Genomic DNA, 21,636 nt, shown 5'->3' with positions numbered 1-21,636 from the left:
CTGCTTTTTTATCACATAAATAATATTTTAAACGCCCATCGCCAATTTGATTAATTGGGCAATAGTAAAGATAACTAAAAAACCTGCTAGATATAAACCAATGAACCATGCCCATTGGGATTGTTTCTTACTAAGCTTTCTCATGGTGACCTCCCAATTTGCGTTTTGATTGTGGCTGCTATCATTTAGTACAGCAGCTACAATCATTCTAATTTATCCATTGCATACTACTATTATTGATTAATACATAGGATTATGATCAGATTTACCTTTAAAGGTATAATACGCAAAAGCGGTGTAACTTAAGATAATCGGCAGCATAATAACTGCACCAATCAGCATAAAGGATAGTGAGGTATCGGCAGCGGCAGCTTCATAAATCGTCATCTGATACGGTACTATATAAGGGAATATAGCAAAACACACACCGATATAACCCATCAAAAATAGAGCGACCGTCAATAAAAATGGACGATATTCACGCTCAGTATTTAAGTCCTTACGCATTAAGAAGAATAGCAGTAATACAATAATTGGCATCGGCGCGAGATAGAGCAAACCTGGGAAGCTAAACCAGCCCTCAAGCGCATCGATATCTGAGAAGAACATAGATATCGTGACGGCAATCATCGCGGCTACTAATGCCATCAACATCCAGCCAGAGACTTTGCGCGCCCAAATTTGCAGTTTATGTTCAGTTTTGATAATCAGCCAAGTAGAGCCCAGTAACGCATAACCGATAATAAGTGCAAACCCGCACATGATTGGGAAAGGTGAGAACCAATCAAAAGGACCACCAGTATATAAGCGGTTACTTGCTTCTAACCCCTGAACCAATGCACCAAGCATAATTCCTTGAGAGAAAGTAGCTACCACAGAACCTACAAAAAAGAAGGTATCCCAGACATGACGGCGTGAGGAAGCTTTAAAGCGAAACTCAAACGCCACGCCGCGCATAATAAGACCAAATAGCATTGCGGTAACGGGCAAGTAGAGACCCGTCATAATAATACCGTAAGCGACTGGGAAAGCGGCAAACAAGCCACCACCGCCCAATACTAGCCAAGTCTCATTACCATCCCAAAAGGGAGCAATAGAGTTCATCATCCGGCTACGGTTTTTATCTGAGCCCGCAAAGGGGAACAAAATGCCACAACCTAAGTCAAAGCCATCAAGCAGTACATAAATAAAGACAGATAGAGCGATTAGTCCGCCCCAGATTAAAGGTAAATCTAATACATCACCGTAGTTAAACATTAGCGCAACCCTCCATCTTCTTTATCATTCGCTGGCGTATCAAGATCTTCAGAGTCATGTTGCTCCATCTTTTCACTGGCATGGCTATCACCACTAAGCGTACGACCTTGACCCTCAGTGATAGAATGCTCATAAAAGTTGTCATCCGCAGGGTCTTCATACGGTTTAGGCCCTTGAGCAATCAAACGTAGGATATAGAAACTACCCGCACCGAAAACAAAGATATACAGCACGATAAAGCCAATCAGCGTTGTTGCCACTTGCTGTGCAGCAACGGGTGACATACTTTCAGCAGTACGAATCACGCCATATACCGTCCAAGGCTGACGACCAGTTTCGGTAACGAACCAGCCAGCAAGCAGAGCAATGAAACCAAGAGGCGTCATCATCATCCATGCACGGTGGAACCATTTACTTTCAGGATTGAACTGCTGTTTTTTAAAGTATTTATAGAGGCTAAATAATCCTACTAACACCATCAGCGTTCCAATACCTACCATAACGCGAAACGACCAAAATACGATAGGGACATAAGGCTGGTCCTCTGGGGCCCAGTTCTTAAGCCCTTTAACTTCGCCATCTAACGAATGAGTTAAAATCAGACCAGATACATAAGGTATTTTGACTTCATAATGGTTTTTTTGTGCCTCTTGGTCTGGAATAGCAAACAGGATTAATGGCGCACCGCGCTCATCTTCCCAAAGCCCTTCCATCGCTGCAACTTTAGCAGGTTGATGTTCAAGAGTATTTAAGCCATGCATATCGCCAATCAATACTTGTGCTGGGGCGACAAAAATAGCCATGACCATCGCCATACCTAACATAACGCGGCCATGCTGACGATGTTCGGTATGCTTTTTAGACTGAATATAATAAGCACCGATACCACCAATCACAAAGGCAGTGGTCAAAAATGCTGCCGTCATCATATGTGCATAGCGGTAAGGAAATGAGGGATTAAAAATAATCTCAAGCCAGTTGGTTGGATAGAGTAGACCGTCAGCGCCCATCATAAAACCCTGCGGCGTTTGCATAAAGCTGTTAGCCGCCAAAATCCAAAACCCTGAAATGAGCGTACCAATGGCTACAATAGCGGTCGATGCAAAGTGCATGCGCTTACTGACTCGGCCCCAACCAAATAGCATAATTCCTAGGAAAGAAGCTTCTAAAAAGAACGCGGTCAGAACTTCATAGGCGAGTAGAGGACCTAAGACGTTACCAGCTCTGTCTGAGAATACTGCCCAGTTTGTTCCGAACTGATAGGACATGACCACGCCCGATACCACGCCCATGCCAAAAACAACGGCAAATATTTTTACCCAATGTTTATAGACTTCAGCGTAAATAGGCTCGCCGGTCCTGAGCCAGCGAAATTCAAGCACTGTCAGAAAGCTGGCAAGTCCGATAGAGAAGGCAGGAAAGACAATATGAAAAGAGATAACAAAAGCAAACTGGATGCGCGCTAGCATTAGCGCATCCATCTGATCAATCATAAACGTAGCGAACATAAACGGTTACCTTTACCTGTTAGCTGACTAGCGATAGCTTCCATGATACGCTCAAGTAACTGTCCGTAATCAGTAGTACGAGCATTACGGGCAATAGCCAATTGTTATTTAGCTACAAATGACATTCAGCTAAGAACGTCTTAAATAAAGATATCTTTATTTAAGACGTTCTTAATTGCAGTAGATAACTTATATCCTTATAAATTAAAGTCATTTGTCTATAAAATCAGTAGATTAATATACATTAACGTGCATATATTATGCGCCACCATAGGTACACACGCAAGCTGTGCATAGTAAGCGTCATTAACTCAATGACTACTAGTCCGTCATTAATAACTACCAATAATTAAGGGGTGTTTTACCTATAATCAAAGCTCTGAGAAAGACTATCAATGTCGACTAGAGCTATGAATAGTTTGCTACCAGCAAAAGCATAACAAGCTATTCATGATGCTAAGTGAAGGCTACTGTTGTAGCTGTTTATGCAAGATGCGTCGCAACGTCAGAATAGTTTGCGGGTTAGCTTGGATACTATGACCACCACTGATTACGGTTTCGGAGGCAGCACCATCGAGATGGGCGCTAGTATAAGGCACAATGCCATCGGATAAACGCTCAGTGAGTGCTTGACTAATATCTTCATCCACCATCACCGCTGCTACAAGTGGCGCACTCGGTATAGAAGATGTATCGGTCTCACCATTTGTACCTGATTTTGTCGCTTGGGATAAGTCTATCCTAGCTCCACCGGGCTGCATTCTTGCCAAGCCTTGAGTGATATCTGTATCATTATTGGCAATAATGGAGTGATAGGTAATACGATCGTTGATAATGATGTCTTTAGTCAACTGAATAAATGAGGACTTGTTACTCAGTTGACTTGCACCATTTTGCAGATATAGCGCACCTAACGGGTTCTGTGCCAAATCACCTTGAGTTGCAATAGTAGCTAAATTATCAGTAACGGTTTTTACTAAGCTTATTGGCAAATATATAATACGCCGTAGTGCACGGGTGAACCAGCGGTCTGCATAATCAGTACCCTGAAATGGCGCAGACAAAAATACAGCGGTATCAACCTGTGGTAAGGTTTGCAGCTGGAAACGCTTACGAATCTCTTCCTTACCAAAAGCCTGTCTGAGAGTTTGATCAATTTGACGTTTTGCGCTATCTGAAATTAAGTTCTTATCATCTAATGCGTCGAGGTTTTTTGCCAAATTGTCGTCAGAGAGCATCATACGAGAAATAATAGCTCCCATACTGTGGCTGACAATCACGCTGTTTTTACTAGCGCGATTTTGTCCGTTAGGATCTGTTTGTTGATAAGTGGTTTCAAGAAGCTTTTGAATCTGGTAGCGATTTTCTAGAATAGGCAGGTTGGTCGGATAAAATATTTGCCATACTTGATAGTTGTCACGTAGCTTGTCATCACTGAATATATCGTTGGTTAAGTTAACCCATGTCGCAGGACTAGAGGCTAAGCCATGTATCATGACAATCACACGCTTATTAGGATCATAAGGTTCAAGCATAAATAGTTTAGGCAGTGTTGTTTCTTGACGTCGCGTCAGTAAGTTCAAATAACCGACACCGTCAAGCTGGTTCTCTGCCAACCACAGTCCATAACCTGCAGAAAAGTTAGCGGCAAGCGGATAGTCATTACCAAGGATATTGACGCTGTTACTACGATAGGGGTTATATAAGTGAATATCGAGCTGATTGCTACTAAGTACGTCAAGCACACTGTCACCTATTGGCTTTACCACACCGGTCATAAGTAGATGCCCAGTAGGATAGATGCGCGTGCTCGTTTCGCTATCTTCCATGCTACCGTTGCTTGCCATTGCAGATAACTTACCTGATAGTGATGAAGCTAATAGTTGGCGGATAGTAGTGGTATAACGGTCATCCAGTGAGGCAACTAAGCTGACCCCAAGACCTGGACGCTTACTGACTGAGTTGAGCCCAGTCAAACGCAGCTCATAAGTTGAAGTCAAATCAGCAAGAGCAGAAGCTTGCTTATGTGCGTTTTGTAGATAGTTGTTTTCATTAGGTAGATAAACGTTGAGGTCATAGTTGTCGACTTGGATATTCATGACGTTAATCTGATCAGTAGGCTTACCACGCAACGGCGCTCGATTGGCAATTGCTGCCTTGTTACTAGTATCAATCGTAGCATTGGTTGGCAGGTACTTTATTTTGGTATTGTCCATCATGCTATTTGAAGAGTCTGTTGAACGATATAACTGTGTAACAACGCTGTTAGTGGCCGCATTATAGACGTCTTGAGTTTGGATATCGATATCGGTTGGAATACGTTGGGGTTGGCGCACGACAGTTTTGTCAGTACTAGCCTCTTCAAAATCGTGGGTTAAGCTATCATAAAATAAATAAGTATAACTAAGTTTAATCGCATCAAAAAGCCGCGCCTGATAGCTGTTGACACAGGTGTTGGTATTTCGCTCTTGAGCATCTTTTTGCTCTGCTGTCAAAGGAGCATTAGCGTAATAAGGGTCAAGGGGTGGTCGTGATAAAGCCTGTTGGCAATCTGCTGAGTTAGCAAGTTGAATCGCCTTTGCATAATGAATCTCAGCATAGACAGCAAGTGCCGATCTATAGTGTTCATTGAGTATGCTATCGGTTAATTGTGCTAAACATTGGTCAAAGTACTGTATACACGCTTGCTCATTAAGACCGGCAGACAATAGTGTGGCAGAAGTAGCCGTACTAAGCTTATTTTCAGTAACGATACTACCACGCTGGTTTTTAATGGTTTTTGCCTGAGTTTGCTTATTGACTGAGACTGTACTACAGGCCGTCAATAGCATCATAGTCGCTGCCATTGCTACTGACGCGATAGGCATGGGTTTTTTCTTAACATATGCTGACAGGACTGCAGTAAGACTGGCAAATGACATAGAAGACCTCAGTAGATGAATTTTGTAAAATAACGCTTTCAATAAGTACTTCTATAACGAATGCCCATATACTTACGAGTGTAGCGTACCTTGTGCGCTTACACTATATGCATTAACTGTTAACGTTTAAATCTTAATTATTGAACGGCGCAGACTGATAGAAGTAATGGTTAATATTATGGTTTTATAGATAGTTTCTTAAGACAGATATCTTAGCCCACAAAAAAGCGCGTTTGTTTTATGATTGATGCAATATCAATATAAAACGAACACGCTTTTTAAGGTAGCTCTTTATTTAATAATATAGATCAACGGTATGTATTTATAACAATAAATCTAGGTAATTGGAGAGTTCGGTTTAACGTTGATGTTCGGTGCCGGTAAGTCCCAGATGTAGAATTTGCCATCTTCAATCAGCTTGATCTGTTGACGAATGATGCTATTGTCCGGCACTTGTTGTTCGAGTCGACGTAGGCGATCTAAGGCTTCGTTACGGCGATCGCTCAATAAGTCTGACTGAGCTAGGCTTTGTTCTGCTTCGGTATAACCAAGTGAAACAGCCTTGTCCAGATACTTTTTCCCTTCTTTAAACCCACCACCTTCCGATAACATCATGCCATATAGGAAATTGGCTTCACCACTGTCAGGTTTGGCTTTGATAGCGCGATCGACATATTTACCACCGCGAACGGCAAAATCTGAACCCAAGTCTAAGTTACGACCCATACCGTTAAGTTTTGCAGCACGCAAGAGTACATCGTAAGAGGCATTAGGTGCACTGGCGTACGGTTCAATCCACTCGGTCATTACTTTGATTTTTTCGCGAGCATAGTGGCGCTGTGAGCGGTTAGGGAAGTTCGGTGGATAATGACGCGCGTTAGGTGACACTTCTTTAATAAAGTCATCAAGTAAACTGACATCAAGCTTGTCTGTACCAAGCCCCGTTGTCTGCGGAATCAATAGCGTAGGCACAAAACTGATATCTGAGATACGTACTTGTGGCGTTGGAAAATTGCCCAGCTGACCACCGCTAATGTCAACACCAGTACTAGTAATAGGACCACGTTGATAAACTTGCGTGGCACCTGTAGGTTTCGGAGTTACAGGAACCACAGGTGTGTAAGGGGTTGGCTGAGCTGGCGCAGCTGCACTGTTTTGCTGAGGCGTAGACTGAGCGGTAGTTGGGGTAGTAGCATCGGCTTCAGGAAGGCTTGGCTGTACACTACTGATAGTTGCATTTGGCTGTGCACGGCGAATAATGCGTTTGCTTGAGTCAATAGCACTCGGTGCGCTGGTACTGATTGCCGGTGCAGCAGTCGTATCAGGGGTCGCAGCTAAGGCAGGAGCTGAAAGCATCATTGTGCAAGCCGTTGCTAGGGCGGTTAGAGTAGCAAATTTATGGTGTTTATCGTGACTTATGGGTTGGCTCATGGCAATCGTTACCTTGGTTGTTAATAAGTTATTTTTAATCAATGATGTTCCATTAACATCTGCAATACTGCATGCAGTTAAAACGTTTGGCTAATAAAATATGCTCAGTGCTATAAAAACTGATGAAAAACTGTACAAATTTTTTATACCCTATCAAACTAGCATCAAGCCTCTCAATAGTAGGATTGTTAAAAATCCTACAGATTAGCTTCAGTTATCAGAATTTTGAAGTACTTTATCGACTAAAAGATTTTATGAGATTTTGAATTTTTAGCGGGCTATTTTGATTGTAAAATATATTTTTTAACTTTACACCTTTATAAATGATAAGCAGTGGCTTTCATACGATTGGCCATCCAGCGCATGGTATGGCGAATAGGGGGCGATAATGCTGTACCGCCGCCATTGATTGCCAGCTCCCGATGATGTAGCTCTTCAATATCCATCTGTGCCAGTATCTCACGCGAGCGCTTATCTTGGATGGGTAGCTGTCCTATATGATCTTGCAAATGCTCACTAACTTGAGCTTCAGTTTCAGCGACGAAGCCTAAGCTAAACTCATTCGAGATAGCACCAGCAACCGCGCCAAGACCAAACGACATGCCATACCATAATGGTGTAAAGACACTAGGATGACTACCCAGCTCTTGCAGACGAGTCTCACACCACACCAGATGATCTACTTCTTCCTCAGCTGACTGCTGCATGGCTTGCTTCACGCCATCATCTTTTGCACTAAAAGCTTGCCCATGGTATAGCCCTTGCGCGCAGACTTCACCAGTATGATTAATACGCATGAGCCCAGCCACGTGCCGTGCTTCAGTGATACTCAGTTCAGGAATAGTATCATCGCTGACAGGTAGCGGGCGAGTACTAGGATTGGAATGTGGAACGACTGCCCGTAGCGCCTTGTCGACGCCAAGTAACAGATTGTCTATCTTAGATAAGGAACGCAGTGCCATGATTAGCTCCTGATGTAGCTTTGTTTCGTTAGTGTCTTAATTTAATTTTGCAAAAATAATGATTCATTACTATAGCAAACAATATTGATTATCGGCATGAAAATTCTGTTAGAGCGATATTATATACACTGCATTAGTCTTGCCTGCTGAATGAGTCATCATCGTCAGTTTGCATGACGGCCTGCCTGAGATGTTTGTTGAGCTTGGTATATAGAAACACACCAAAGACAACGTTAAGTATGCCAGTGACCAAAAACAACTGTGGCAGCGACATATTTAACGTATTTAATACTACGATAGCAAATATGGCAGAGGTGACCATAAAAATAGCATTAAAAATATTATTGGCACCAACAATACGCGCACGATGGCTTTTGGGTGCATAAGCTTGCATAGATGCATATAAAGGCACGATATACAGGCCACCACTGAAGCCTAAAAAGAATAAATCAGCAAACACGCGCCAGCTGCCATTTATACCAAATAAATCGCTAATACCTAATAATGCTTCAGAATTAACGTTAATGTTTAGACCTGATAAGGAGAAATAAAGGTCAATAGCAAAGATACTTAAGCCTGCAATACCAAAAGGTAATAAACGCAAGCTAACTTGGTTCTTGGTTAAGCTTTTGCATAGTAATGAACCGATAGAAACCCCAACGGAAAATAGGGTTAATAGGAAAATAACAACGGACTCATCACCATGTAAGATGACTTTGCTAAATTCAGGCGTTTGGGTCAAGAATGTTGCACCATAAAACCAGAACCAACTATTGCCCAAAATTACAAAGAACAAAAACGGCAAAGAATATAAATAGCGCACTGTGGCCATACTGGTGGTAAAAATATTCCAATTAATAGTTAGGTTAGGCTGCATTGCTGGCATGATGGGGATAAAGCGCGCTGCTACATAGCCTAGTATTGCTACCAACACAACCGTTACACTAATCCAATAAAGCGACTGCGGCAATTGCGTCAATACGCCAGCGATAATCATACCAAGCAAAATAGCAAGGGAAGTACCCATCTGAAACAAACCATTGGCACCGACTAGCTCGTCTTTTTGCATTGCCTGGGGTAGATAAGCATATTTAATCGGACCAAAAAAGGTAGAATGCGTACCCATCAAAAACAGCGCCACGAATAATAGCGCATACCACTCAAATACAAATCCTATGGCAGCGACCGTCATAATAACCAGCTCAAGTAGCTTCACAAAGCGAGTTAGTTTGGATTTTTCAAATTTATCGGCGATTTGGCCAGCCAATGCGGAAAACAAAAAATAGGGCAAAATAAATAGCATCGCTGCCAAATTATTTAAAATACTCACTTCTACGCCGATTTGACTGGCAGCGGTATAAGTCAAAACTAAGATTAACGCTTGCTTAAAAATATTGTCATTAAATGCACCCAAAAACTGGGTAAAAAACATAGCGTTAAAGCGACGACGCTTAAATAACTGAAACTGATTTGCCATGTGGACTCCTACAAGCGGCCAGCGTCTCATGCATAAAGTGGGCTAAACATAGGCAACACAAGGTGCTTCTATGTTATATAATTATTAATATTATCAAAAACTTATCGAAATATAAGATAGGTTTTATTATTTTTAGACCGTATAATAGCAAGGCTTTGCTATAAATACATGTGCTAGATGCTATGATTTGATAATTAACTAAGCTATGATTTGTAAGTTTGACATGCTTTTATCGACGTTGATTATAAGCACTATTAATTTTAAATGTGATAAGTATATTCACCGGTAAGTATAGGCGGTATCCATCGTCAGTATAAGCATGCCGCGTGAGGTGATAGGAAATAAGTATGATAAGACAGCAGCCCTCAACGCAATCAGGCAACTTGTCAAACTTGCCGCGTACCTCTTTTACTCGCTCAACGCTTTTTACTGCGCTGACGAGTGCGTTAGTCGGTTTTGGCGCAGCATCTCCTGCCATTGGTGCTGATGATGTTAAGACAAACACTGATGGCTCAGCTCAGCTTTCAAGCTTGTCCAAATACAATGCTCTAATGTCTGATCAAGAGACCGAGCTTGATGCCGCTTTAGATGCGCTACGCCTAAAAAAAGCAGTAGAGCAAGGTGTTATTGATCAATCGGTATTAGATGATTATAGTGAGCAAAGTTTAGGTGGGAAGTCGCAAAAGTCTTTATCAACCAAACCCATCAAGCGTAACCCTAACGTCTCAAAAAGCTCAGATAGCTTAAATGATGTGGATATACTGCAAGCCAATATACCCGATGATAATCTGTTAGAGCAGGCAGCCACAGTGCAGCAGCAAGGCTATCAGATGATGACGCCTGAACAGATTGAGCGTGAACTTGCTGCGGTAGATGCAGAGAATAATCAAAACGATTCTGAAGGTAACAATTCTTCAAGCAACAATGCTAATGATGGTTTTGATAATCCTGTCGCGACTTTAGATAGCCAAGAGATTCCTATTGGTTTAGATCCAAGCCTAGATGCGGCAAGTTTACCAGCGCCGACCAATCTTGATACCCTTGGACGTGTGCAAAATGCTACAGAGCGTGCTGAGACGTCTGAAATCCTGTCACGTCCGCTTGATGTGAGTGATTCTGTTAGCAGTGGTAATGTCAATGATAGCCAACAGAGCCCTGCTCAAACTCTCGCACAGCAAGATAGTGATCCGGTGACTGGCGCTGAGGACACTATCGCTGATATCAAGGCTGAGGCAAGTACAGGCAAATTACCTATCCAAGGTGAAACGGTAGGGCAGCAAGAAGGTGCGCAACCAAAGGCCTTAAATCCTGATGACTATTTACCTGAATACCAAGCTGTCTCTGAGACGCAGGCAGTCACTGACAGTATCGTGCAAGCCTCTAAACCTTCGCGCAAAAACGGTAATATTGTCAAGCGCCTATACAACCGTTTGTTTAACGGTGGGGTAATGGCGTTGCCAAACGTAGAAACGACTATTTACTTACAGCAAGCTGCCACTAATGATAATGCTCAGCCAAAATTGATCAAGGCTGACGACGACAGTCAGCCAATCAATAACATCAAAGCGGCACTTGATGATACGAACGTGCAATCTGTTGCTGATTTTACCGCCGCCTTACCACGTCTACGCCAAACTGCATTAGATGCCGCGCGTGCAGTTGGTTATTACGATGTTACCCTACGCCTGCGCCAACCAACTATTGATACTATTGACGTCATTATCGAAGAACTTGGTGAACCTGTGCGCGTTGATAGTCGTATTGTAGATATTCGCGGTGAAGGTATCGAACAACCTGAATTTCAAGCGCTCGAAAAAGATATGCCGCCACAAGAAGGAGATATCTTTAATCATCGTGTTTACAAAAACAGCAAAGCCGCACTTGAAGCCTTAAGTAATACCTATGGTTATTTTGATCAATACTGGTTAAACAAATCAGTCGATATCATTTTGCCGGACAACACAGCTGATGTTTCACTGGTTTACAATACTGGTAATCGTTATGATTTTGATGAAGTGGTGTTTTTTACCTACGATGAGGCGACAGGTACTCTTACACGAGATCCTGAAAAACTTCCGGTTGAGACTTCATTATTGAAACAGATGTTTGACTTTGAAGCAGGCGATCCGTTCTATCGTCCGGCCATTACCAAACTTGGTAATGACTTATCAGCGACCCGTTATTTTAATACCGTCAACGTTGAGACGATATTGCCACCGGATGAGCTCAGCGAAAGCAGCACCTTAGCTTTTGATAATACTCCGATAGATGCTGATAATGATGGCATCATAGATGATGATGTCGACAGTACGGCTAATGTTAACTCTTCTGATAACGGCAATAGTGGCGAGTCGGCGATGAATACCGTCAATGCTCAAAGTGCTGACGATAATGTTGATAGCAGCGATGATGTCGAGAACAATGGTGATAACATTGAAGCCAATAGTGGCGCTACTGTAGATGCAATGGATGTTGCTCCTATTGAGTTTGAAGTCGATCAAGAAACGCAAGACAAGCTGCTAGCTATCAAGCGTAAAGCAGATCGGTTAAGTGGCTTGCCAGATGATCGGCTGCTCGATGAAAAGACGCAAGAAGCAGATAGTATTCTAGGAAAAATCAGTGACTCCATTAGTAAAGTTGCCAAAAAGATCTTCCCTGATGAAGAAAGCATACTGGCTGATGAAAACTTTGTACCGCCTACACTTGCAGGACGTAAAACACCCCAGCAAGTTCAAGAAAGCAAAAAAGTACCACTGTATGTCTTTGTCTATGCTGATAAGCCACGTGATGCGCAAGTGGGTATTGGTTATGGCACAGACACAGGTGTGAGAGCAACTGCTAAGATAGACTACAACTTGATTAATCGTAAAGGTTATCAAGCAGGAGCAGAAACTGAGATCTCACGAATCAATAAAAATGTTGCCGTCTATGCCAGTCGACCATGGAAACATCCGCTCAATGATAAGCTAGAGGGACGTCTTACTTATGAAGAAGAAGTGATCGATCAAGGCGAAGGTAACTTTGATTTATCCACCAAAACGCTAAAAGCAGCGTTAGCCCGTAATATTCGTCGAGAGAATGGTTGGAATCGTAGTTATTCTGTGCGCTATCGCTTAGACGAGCTGGAAACTGGCGTTGATGATGCTGAGTTGGATGATCTGCCTATACGTTTTACCTCTTCTAGGCCTACGCAAAAGGCACTACTGTTTGGCTATGGTATAAATAAAACGGATGTCGATAGTGCTACTAATCCGACTCGCGGTATACGTCAATACTATGCTATTGAAGCAGGAGCAGATAAGGCGCTTAGTGATACTGATTTGGCTATAGTTCGCGCTGGTGTTAGTGGTATCTATAGCTTCGGAGATTCTAATAAGCATCAAGTGCTCGGTAGTTTAAATACAGGGTATATTTGGGCAGATGATTTTTATGAAGTACCTTATAAGTTGCGCTTTTTTGCTGGTGGCGATCAAAGCATTCGCGGTTATGATTATGAAAGCTTATCGCCACTAGAAAATGGCTATCTAACGGGCGGGCAAGTACTAGCAGTTGGTAGTGCCGAGTATAATTATGAATTTATTCCTGGCTTTCGTGGTGCAGTATTTACCGATGTAGGTAATGCTTATGATAATGACTTTGAAACTGAAACCAAAGTCGGTGTCGGTGTCGGTATTCGCTGGGCATCGCCTGTGGGAATCGTACGTGTAGATGTCGCTGCTGGCGTGACAGAAGAGAGTGTTCCAATTAGACTACACTTCTTTATTGGCTCGCCTTTATAGTTAAAATGATAGACTCAATCGTCAACGTATAGGTTAAGTCGATCAAACTAGAAAAGCCCAATGAGTCGCTTTTATTAATTCTACCAATTGCTGGTAATAATCTTTTAACGTAGTTGAGTGTCATGTTGACCAAAAAGACCCCGCCTGACCGTTCACCGGATGAAGATCCTGCCCAAAGAGATGCCCGCGCGGTAAGACGCTGGTATCCACTGTCCTTTGTACTTAAGCTACTGGTACTGATACTTATCGTTCTGCTGATTATGTTTGCGATCTTCTTTTACATGACAGGAACAGAGTCAGGTACGAAGTTTATCTTAGAAAAGATAAGTGCTGAGACGGGGATTGAGCTTAAATACGGTAAGGGAAATTTACGTGACGGCATTTGGGTTACGGATATAGATATCCAAGCGACTGAGGATCTTGAAATATTGGTGGACAAAGCTTATGTAAAAATAGGCTGGCGTGCTGTCTTTGCTAAAGAAGTGCATCTTAGTGATGCTGATATTCAGCGTATAGAAATTATTAATAATAAACCTCCAACTGGTGAAGCATTTGATTATAAAACGCTTAAACTTCCGGTTAATTTGCGTTTTGATCAAGCAAAAATAAAGAATATCGTTTACAAGCAAGTAACCAAAGATCCTATCGTGGTGCACGATATTAATGCCCGTGATTTAACGTGGGTAGGTAGTAAAGTGACGGTTGGTCGTGGTGATTTACGTTATGCAGATATTGTCAAAATCAGTGCATTGCAAGGCAGTATAGATTTACAAGGCGACTATCCGTTAGATCTCAGTGCTATCGCTGAAGTCAGTGCGTTAGAAAAGGCCTATATTGATCCACTAAACGTGACAGCGACAGGAACTTTAAAGCGCACAGTAGGTAAGGTGCGTAGTCGTTACAACGAGGGCGATGTCCGAGGTGAGTTTGTGGTGCAGGGGCTTGATAACGACGCACCATTCCAAGCTAAATTGCAATGGGATGATGTTGTTATTCCTTATGTAGATGCACAAAATATTCATTTAAAAAGTGGCACCGCTATCGCAGATGGGGTTATTTCTGAGATACGTCTACGTATTAATACAGAATTGACTGCTAAAGACATCCCTTCAGGACATTATCAAGGACGCGCAATCATTGCCAATAGTCAACTGCGTATTGATCGCTTAGATGCTGATGTACCAGCTGGACGTTTAGTATTGCAGGGCATTTTAGACTGGCAAGACAGCTTTGATGCAAAAATACGAGCGACAGGTAGTAACTTTGATGTGCGTCGTGCTATTCCTGATGAATATACTGATTTTAAAGCGTATGCGCCGCAAAAGCTCAACGGCCGGCTATCAATGCATTATCAACAACAAAATAGCGCTGGGAATACGCAGATTGATGCTGACTTGCGTCAGCGTGATGGCGAACACGTCAATGCCAATATTGTCCGTGGCAAAACGTCATTAAAATCTAAGCAAGTGGCACCTTGGTACATTGATGCTAAATGGCAAAATCTCACTCGTCGCAATGTACCTAACATTGGCAATATTGACAGTCCAAATGGACAGGCTGATGTCATCGTGCGTGGCTCAAGCTTATCGATCGATGCCAAGGCTCTTATCAATGAGCTAAATGCAGCGCCTAAAGGTAACTACGATGTAAAAGTTCGTAAAGTTGGTAATGTCATCGATATCAACGGTCTTAATTATAAAGGTATAGTCGGTGATTTATCAGGTAATGGGCAGATTCAGCTAGCGACTAAGCAGCGACCGTTGACATGGCAGATTGATGCACGTACCAATGGTTTGCTACCCAAACAATACCGTGACGATTTGCCACTTGAGCGCCTGACAGGAAGTCTCAGTGCTCGTGGTCGTTTGCTCAATATTACTAAAAACGGTGTCAAAGGTCAGCGACACATTATTAATTTGAATAAGACTGACTTGCAGGCTCAGCTTGATGCTACCCAAAATGGTCGCGACATTGGTATAGCAGGTAATGGCGATGCGAGCATTGATGTTGTCGGTGGCAAGCTATCAGTATTTGATGTACGTTTTAATGGTCAACTTGATACTGCTGATGTTCCCAATGGTCGACTATCCATTGATGCTGCTGGCACGCCAAAGTTAATCAACGTGCGTAAGCTAGATTATGCTGGTGAAGCAGGTGCTGTTAATGTGAAAGGTGTGATTGATTTGCGCCAAGATATTGGCTGGACAGTGAATGGGCGTTTTAACAATTTCGATTTAGGTTATTTTTTACCGAACAATCCAGCCATTCTCACTGGTGATTTGAACACGAGTGGACAATGGCAACCTGCGCCCAAAAACCGCCCTGATGCAAAGAGTAAGTTACGACGCTTTGCTATAAATTTCGATGGCGTACTGGATGCCAAGCAGCTCCCTGCTGGCAAACTGACTATTGATGCTAGTGGAGACTCACAACTCATTCGTATTAAGCGTTTCCGTCATGTGGGTGCCGCGGGTAGTATCGATGCTCAAGGGTCAATAGACGTGAGTAAAGGTATTGCGTGGGATATCAGCGCAGTGATGGATCGCTTTAACCTAGGTTACTTCCTAAAAGACACGCCAAGTACCATTACTGGCAGCATAAAAACGGATGGAAGTTGGAGTAAAGCGCAGCAAATTATCAATCTACAACAAATCAACCTAAATGGTACTTTAAAAGGTCAACCTTTGAGTGCTAAGGGTAGTTTAGCAGCCAAGTTAAACTTGCCAGAAGATTTAAGCAGTTATTTCCAGCGTCTAAAAGATCAAGATGCTAAAGCTCAATATCAGCAGGTAAACGCGCTCATCGATAGTCTCAATGCTAATAATCTTGTGCTACGTTGGGGTGATAATTATTTGACTGCCAATGGCAACGCCAAGCAGCTACAAGCAAAGATTAATATTACTAGTCTCGATCAGCTTTCAGAAAAGCTTGCGGGTAAAGTAACTGGCGGTGCGACCTTGTCCCAGCCAGCAGGACAAGCGTTACCGACTATTTATATAGATCTAGTAGGTGAGCGTATCGCGTTACCTGGTTTTATATTACGTCAAGGCCGCATACGTGGTAAGTTAGTGAATCTAGCAAACAGTCCTAGCCAGTTCATTATTAGTGCCGAAGGTTTAGATGCAGCTGGACAAAGCTTCAAAAATGTTAATGCATCTTTTAATGGTACCGAGCAGGCACATGTCGTTAATCTTGAGGTGGCTAATGAGAAATTAGATATCTCAGCACGGTTAAAAGGTGGCTTCAACCGTGACCAGTTAAGTTGGTCAGGTGTGATAGGTAAAGGTCGCATCAAGTCACAGTATGCTACTTTGAATCAGTTGCAGCCTGCACAGGTAATCGTTGACTTGCCAAAACCAGAAAAAAACGGCGGTACTAGTGATCTAAAAGTTCAATTAGCGGCACATTGTTGGCAAGCAAAAGATCAGACTGGCAAGCTATGTTTACGTGAGAATCTCATTGCTTCAGCCGCTGGTGGACAAGTCAATCTTGCGTTACAAAAGCTCGATGCATCGCTGTTTTCAGTATTCTTACCTAAAGATATCGATTGGCATGGTCAGATTAATGGTAAAGCTATTGTGGGATGGCAACGTGGTAAGCCACCTACTATCAATATGACTTTGTATTCTGACAATGGCAAAATAGGTCTGATTCAAGATGGTGATGCTGCCCCTATAACCCTACCTTATGAGCGCGTATCTCTCATCGCATTGTCGGTACCTGAAGGACTAAAACTGCGTACAGATATCAATACTGGAAACGGTGCTCGCGGCTATGCCGAAGTAATCGTAGATCCGTACAAAACACCCAAACCAATATCAGGGGCGCTAGTACTCAACGAGCTTAATCTCGCTGTATTCAAGCCTTTCTTCCCAGGTATGCGCGTACTTGAAGGTAATATTACTATGGCAGGGGGCGTTGGCGGCACCCTAGATAAGCCACAGTTTTATGGAGATGTAAAACTTGCTAATGGCCGTGTTGCCATGCTTGATTTACCAGTTAATCTATCTAACGTCAATGTAGCTGCTAAAATTCGCGGCACCCAAGCGACGATTGATGGAAAGTTTAACAGTGGTACAGGTACGGGTACGTTGATCGGAACAGTTAATTGGCAACAAAAGCTGCAAGCTAAGCTCAGTGTTGTTGGCGAAAGATTGGTATTGACGCAACCACCATTGTTGTTGGCTGAGGTTAACCCTGATATTGATATAATCGTACGCCCAGGTGATCGTTACGTTAATATCGAAGGGGCGGTCAGTGTACCATCAGCGACTATTCGTCCTCCCGAAGCTAGCGAAGATATTATTACCCAGACCGAAGACGCTGTTGTGATTGATAGACGTTTAATTGGCAACATTGAGGACGTTTTGGCAGTCTCGAAACCATGGTCTATCAATGCTGATATAGGTATCGATTTGGGTGATGACATTAATTTCCGTGGTTTTGGTGCTGTTATTCCTTTGGCAGGTGCTCTCAATATTAATCAAAACGGTACTGGCATTATGCGAGCCAAAGGGGTTGTCCAAGTATCCCGTCGTACTAATATCAATGCCTTTGGTCAGAGCTTAGAACTCAATTACGGGCAAGTACGCTTCAATGGCGATGTTATGAAGCCAAACCTTAGTATCGAAGCAGTCAAAGTTATTGATGGCAAAACGGTTGGTTTGCGGGTTAAAGGTAATACTGAAAGTCCGAATATCATCGTCTTTAACAATGCAGGACTTACCCAGCAGCAAGCGATGAATGCATTAGTAACTGGCCGTATCAATAATACAGGTGCGACCCAAATCAGTGAGCAAGGCTTTAAGTCTCAGGTAACCAACAACCTAGCCGCTGCTGGATTAAGCTTCGGCCTTAGCGGTACACGTAGTTTAACTAATCAAATAGGTCAGGCTTTTGGTCTGCAAAGCCTAACTGTTGATGCTTCAGGCAGTAGTGAAGATACGAATGTTAATGTCACAGGTTACGTAACCCCTGATTTATATATTCGCTATGGAGTAGGTGTCTTTAATGCTCAAAATAGCTTGTCTATTCGTTATCAATTAACGCGCCGTATCTATGTTGAAGCAACTTCTGCGGCTGAAAATGCAGTGGATGTGGTCTATAGTTGGCAGTTCTAAACGGTAACGCTCTACATGCTTTCTTAAAAAGTGAGCGCAGTTGAAGACTATAATAAGAAGCTGCTATAAATAATCAGTACCCATTATTTTCCAATAAAAAACGCCTTTCGATAAAGGCGTTTTTTTGTAATAGCTTTCACATTATTTAGTCAGGATTAAACGATTATTACGAGTCAAACGCAGGCGGTATTCCTCACCTTCATGCTCAATACGCACCTCTTTAGTGAGTGCAAATAAATGCTGCGACTGAAGAGTAGGTAGTCGATTTTCACGGCAGTTCAAGTAACGAGAGATGACCATGCTCATAGTAAATTCCTTTTGATGAAATAGCTGTTTAAGTAATGACGATGCAATATTAATTAACGATAATAATTATCATTTACATTGGGGTTTTTTGCAAGGTAATTAATAAAATAAAATGCAGTCATTATGTAAACTTATCTGCAGTAGTCGTCATAAAGTGGTTATCAAGGAAGTTTTGAGTAAGATTTCGAGTAGATTAAACAGCTTCTTAAATTAACGTCAGCCTTACACCCTAATCTTTGTAAAATAATGAAACAGAGCGGTGATAAAAAAACCAATATAAGAACAGTAATAAAGGACATTACCATGCCAAACCAGTCAGATAAGCAATCAAAAAATATTCCAGTAACCATCGTAAATGTCGCTATCGCCGTCATTCATTATAAAGACAAATATTTGCTTGGGTTTAGAGATGCGTTGCAGCATCAAGGCAATCGCTATGAGTTTGTTGGCGGCAAGATAGATACCAATGAAACAGCGCAACAGGCATTAATACGTGAAGTCGCTGAAGAGACGGGTATTGAAATTTCTGACAACACAATCGTTAAGCTTGGGCGCTTACATCATGATTATGGTGATAAGCAGGTAAGCTTACAGGTTTATAATATCGAGCTGACAACACAGCAGTACGAAAAATACAAACCTTTTAGCTACGGCTTAGAAGGGCAGGCTTTGACATGGGTAAATAAGTCTGAGCTATTGGCAGGGAGCTATAACTTGCCAGCTGCTAATAAAACGATTCTTGAATGGCTACATCTGCCTTCAAAGATAGTGATTACTTATCCACTGGCACACTTTAGTATAAACCCTGACCCAGCGGCAGCATGGTTACAGTTTCATCAAAAACACTTAGCTGAAGAAGCTTGGGTATATATACGGGTCAAGTATGCAAGCTCAGAGAATATGGCAGAGCAACTGATGCGTTCACGTCCAGATATCTTCTCAATTATGCCTCATAATGATGATTGTCATTACTTGACAACTAGTCATCAAATAATAGCTTACCATTTGACGCATACTGCATTGATACAATGGTTCAATGCAGTTGAAAATAACTCTGTATCTGGTCAGTTATTACCTCCTAGTCATTCACTGATAATAAGTTGTCATGATGCAGACAGTATCTATGCAGCCAATAAGCTTGCCTCTGCACGTTTAGAGCAACAGCTGCCTCCAGTAATCGGTATTTTTTTATCGCCAGTACTAGCAACTCAAACGCATTCTAATGCTACGCCACTGGGTTGGGAGGAATGGTCAGCATTGGCAGTGCTTGCGGATATGCCTGTCATTGGCCTAGGTGGATTGTCACCAACTCTATTGGAACAAGCAACGCACTATGGAGCGACCAGCATAGCTGGTATTCGACAGTTTTTGTAATATTATGATAAAAGCTTCAAAGTAATGAAAAGACTGGCTATTATTTGATGAGCTATTGATTGCAAATCTCGATAATGCTTTTACATACGAGTTACTATGTGTTCGGTTTTTCAGATTAGAATAATATTACTTACAAACCGTTGCGTTTTCCTACATTGCCACACTGTTTTAAGATCAATCATGTCGTTAATATTGCATATGAAAGTATAGGGCGCTAAGTAAAAAGTAACAGTATTAGACACACAATACTCATTCTATTTTAACTAGATATTAAAGAACTCTATATTTCTAATATTCTATATTATTTTATAGATAAAATTTTTTGATAAACAAGATTCTAACCTATAAACCTCGATGGTATTTTTATGAAAACCAATGAGTTACCTACGCCAGAATGCTCTGACTTGCAGGCAGCTGGTTCTCAGTCTGGACGGACTCACCAATCAAGTTATAATTATTTGACGGGCGACAAAACAAAAGTAGTCGGTAATACCAGTTGCGCCAGTAATGATGCTAACTACAATGATAAGGCTGTGCACATGTTCTTAAGCGAAGAGATATCGATAGACGACGACTCTGCCGACGAGTGTTTAGATCATATTGCTGACATTACATCGATAAAAAAAAGCCGTTATAAGAAAAGTAAAGGCTTAGCATCAACCAAAGTATATGGCTCGAACGAACCTAGGGCAGCATCGCTCCATGCCTCTATAGATAGTAGCGAAAATAAAAAACTTTCTAAAAATGATACATTACTAGCCGCAGCTGCTCAATGTAGCGAAGTTCCGGAGCGCGTATTTATGAATGGTCTTATCAAACATACTGGAATTGCGCTGGCAATTATTGTTCCATTGGCAGCATTTTCTGCTTACGCTGCCACGCCACCAGCGACAACTATTCAAGCGGCAGGTACAGATACAGTAAATACTGAAAAAACGACAGCGGCGCTCATAGATATCAAGTCATCTTCTATCGTTCATAATTCAGCTACTGAACCAACTACTGTAGATAGTCTAGACTTAGCAAAATATAGCGGAACATGGTATGAAATTGGACGCTTGCCGATGTACTTCCAACGAAAGTGTGCCAGTGATGTGACTGCTACTTATACGCCAAAAACTGAAGGCTCTGGTATTACTGTACTTAATCAATGTTCTGCTGAAGATGGCAAATCTATTACTGCTGAAGGATTGGCAAAGCCTGCGGACAGTACAGGCAGTAAGCTTAAAGTTACTTTTTTACCTTCATGGATTCGTTGGTTACCTGTAGGCCGTGCAGATTATTGGGTGCTAGCACATGACCCGAGTTATAAAACAGCACTAGTCGGTACCCCAGACAAAAAGTATTTATGGTTGCTGGCACGTTCACCAAATGTTTCGCAAGAGACTTATTCGAACTATCGCAAGATTGCTCAGCAGCAAGGATATAACTTAAAAGAATTTAAACTGACTGATCATCGTAATCAAACGGTTAAGTTAGTACCTTAACTTTAACTTTTAAT

Annotated in this window: 12 protein-coding genes; 4 read left to right on the top strand and 8 right to left on the bottom strand. The window is 42.1% G+C overall.

Going from position 1 to position 21,636, the window contains the following annotated elements:
• Positions 1 to 27 precede the first annotated feature (27 nt).
• The 7 genes from ACTQ9S_RS02275 to ACTQ9S_RS02245 form a co-directional block, all read right to left on the bottom strand.
• A complete protein-coding gene (locus ACTQ9S_RS02275; protein ID WP_149038799.1) occupies positions 28 to 144 on the bottom strand; it encodes a DUF2474 domain-containing protein in 117 nt (38 codons plus the stop codon).
• Between the two features lie 96 nt (positions 145 to 240).
• Positions 241 to 1,257 (bottom strand): cytochrome d ubiquinol oxidase subunit II, encoded by a 1,017-nt coding sequence (gene cydB, locus ACTQ9S_RS02270; protein WP_350656553.1) that lies wholly within the window; start codon positions 1,255 to 1,257, stop codon positions 241 to 243.
• Complete coding sequence (locus tag ACTQ9S_RS02265; RefSeq protein ID WP_068036325.1) at positions 1,257 to 2,765, bottom strand: cytochrome ubiquinol oxidase subunit I; 1,509 nt, start codon at positions 2,763 to 2,765, stop codon at positions 1,257 to 1,259. Before ACTQ9S_RS02265 ends, cydB begins: the two co-directional genes overlap by 1 nt.
• Positions 2,766 to 3,232: 467 nt before the next feature.
• A complete protein-coding gene (locus ACTQ9S_RS02260) occupies positions 3,233 to 5,632 on the bottom strand; it encodes an esterase/lipase family protein (protein WP_440453555.1) in 2,400 nt (799 codons plus the stop codon).
• Positions 5,633 to 6,022: 390 nt separating this feature from the next.
• Complete coding sequence (locus tag ACTQ9S_RS02255; protein ID WP_068039254.1) at positions 6,023 to 7,117, bottom strand: tetratricopeptide repeat protein; 1,095 nt, start codon at positions 7,115 to 7,117, stop codon at positions 6,023 to 6,025.
• Between the two features lie 317 nt (positions 7,118 to 7,434).
• Complete coding sequence (gene coq7, locus ACTQ9S_RS02250) at positions 7,435 to 8,073, bottom strand: 2-polyprenyl-3-methyl-6-methoxy-1,4-benzoquinone monooxygenase (protein WP_440453695.1); 639 nt, start codon at positions 8,071 to 8,073, stop codon at positions 7,435 to 7,437.
• 139 nt (positions 8,074 to 8,212) lie between these two features.
• A complete protein-coding gene (locus ACTQ9S_RS02245; protein ID WP_440453553.1) occupies positions 8,213 to 9,556 on the bottom strand; it encodes an MFS transporter in 1,344 nt (447 codons plus the stop codon).
• Between the two features lie 347 nt (positions 9,557 to 9,903).
• Between ACTQ9S_RS02245 and ACTQ9S_RS02240 the strand changes: the two genes are divergently transcribed.
• Together ACTQ9S_RS02240 and ACTQ9S_RS02235 are read left to right on the top strand one after the other, a co-directional pair.
• On the top strand, positions 9,904 to 13,335 hold the full coding sequence (locus ACTQ9S_RS02240; protein WP_440453551.1) for an autotransporter assembly complex protein TamA: 3,432 nt from the start codon (positions 9,904 to 9,906) through the stop codon (positions 13,333 to 13,335).
• Positions 13,336 to 13,457: 122 nt separating this feature from the next.
• Positions 13,458 to 18,455 carry a translocation/assembly module TamB domain-containing protein gene (locus tag ACTQ9S_RS02235; protein WP_440453549.1) on the top strand — a complete coding sequence of 1,666 codons (4,998 nt, stop codon included), beginning with the start codon at positions 13,458 to 13,460 and terminating at the stop codon, positions 18,453 to 18,455.
• Between the two features lie 141 nt (positions 18,456 to 18,596).
• Here ACTQ9S_RS02235 and hemP read toward each other — a convergent pair whose 3' ends face one another.
• Positions 18,597 to 18,755: a hemin uptake protein HemP gene (gene hemP, locus ACTQ9S_RS02230; RefSeq protein WP_227672156.1), complete on the bottom strand. Its 159-nt coding sequence runs from the start codon at positions 18,753 to 18,755 to the stop codon at positions 18,597 to 18,599.
• Positions 18,756 to 19,064: 309 nt separating this feature from the next.
• Here hemP and ACTQ9S_RS02225 point away from each other — a divergent pair, with 309 nt between their 5' ends.
• Both ACTQ9S_RS02225 and ACTQ9S_RS02220 read left to right on the top strand, forming a co-directional pair.
• Entirely contained in the window at positions 19,065 to 20,135 is a 1,071-nt protein-coding gene (locus ACTQ9S_RS02225; RefSeq protein WP_440453547.1) for an NUDIX domain-containing protein, read from the top strand.
• A 365-nt stretch (positions 20,136 to 20,500) separates the two neighbouring features.
• On the top strand, positions 20,501 to 21,622 hold the full coding sequence (locus ACTQ9S_RS02220) for a lipocalin family protein (RefSeq protein ID WP_440453545.1): 1,122 nt from the start codon (positions 20,501 to 20,503) through the stop codon (positions 21,620 to 21,622).
• Positions 21,623 to 21,636 lie beyond the last annotated feature (14 nt).

The organism is Psychrobacter sp. ASPA161_9 (assembly GCF_051970275.1).
Taxonomy (GTDB): Bacteria; Pseudomonadota; Gammaproteobacteria; order Pseudomonadales; family Moraxellaceae; genus Psychrobacter.
Note: the sequence above shows the minus strand (reverse complement) of the source record. Positions and strands in the feature narration are given on the sequence as shown.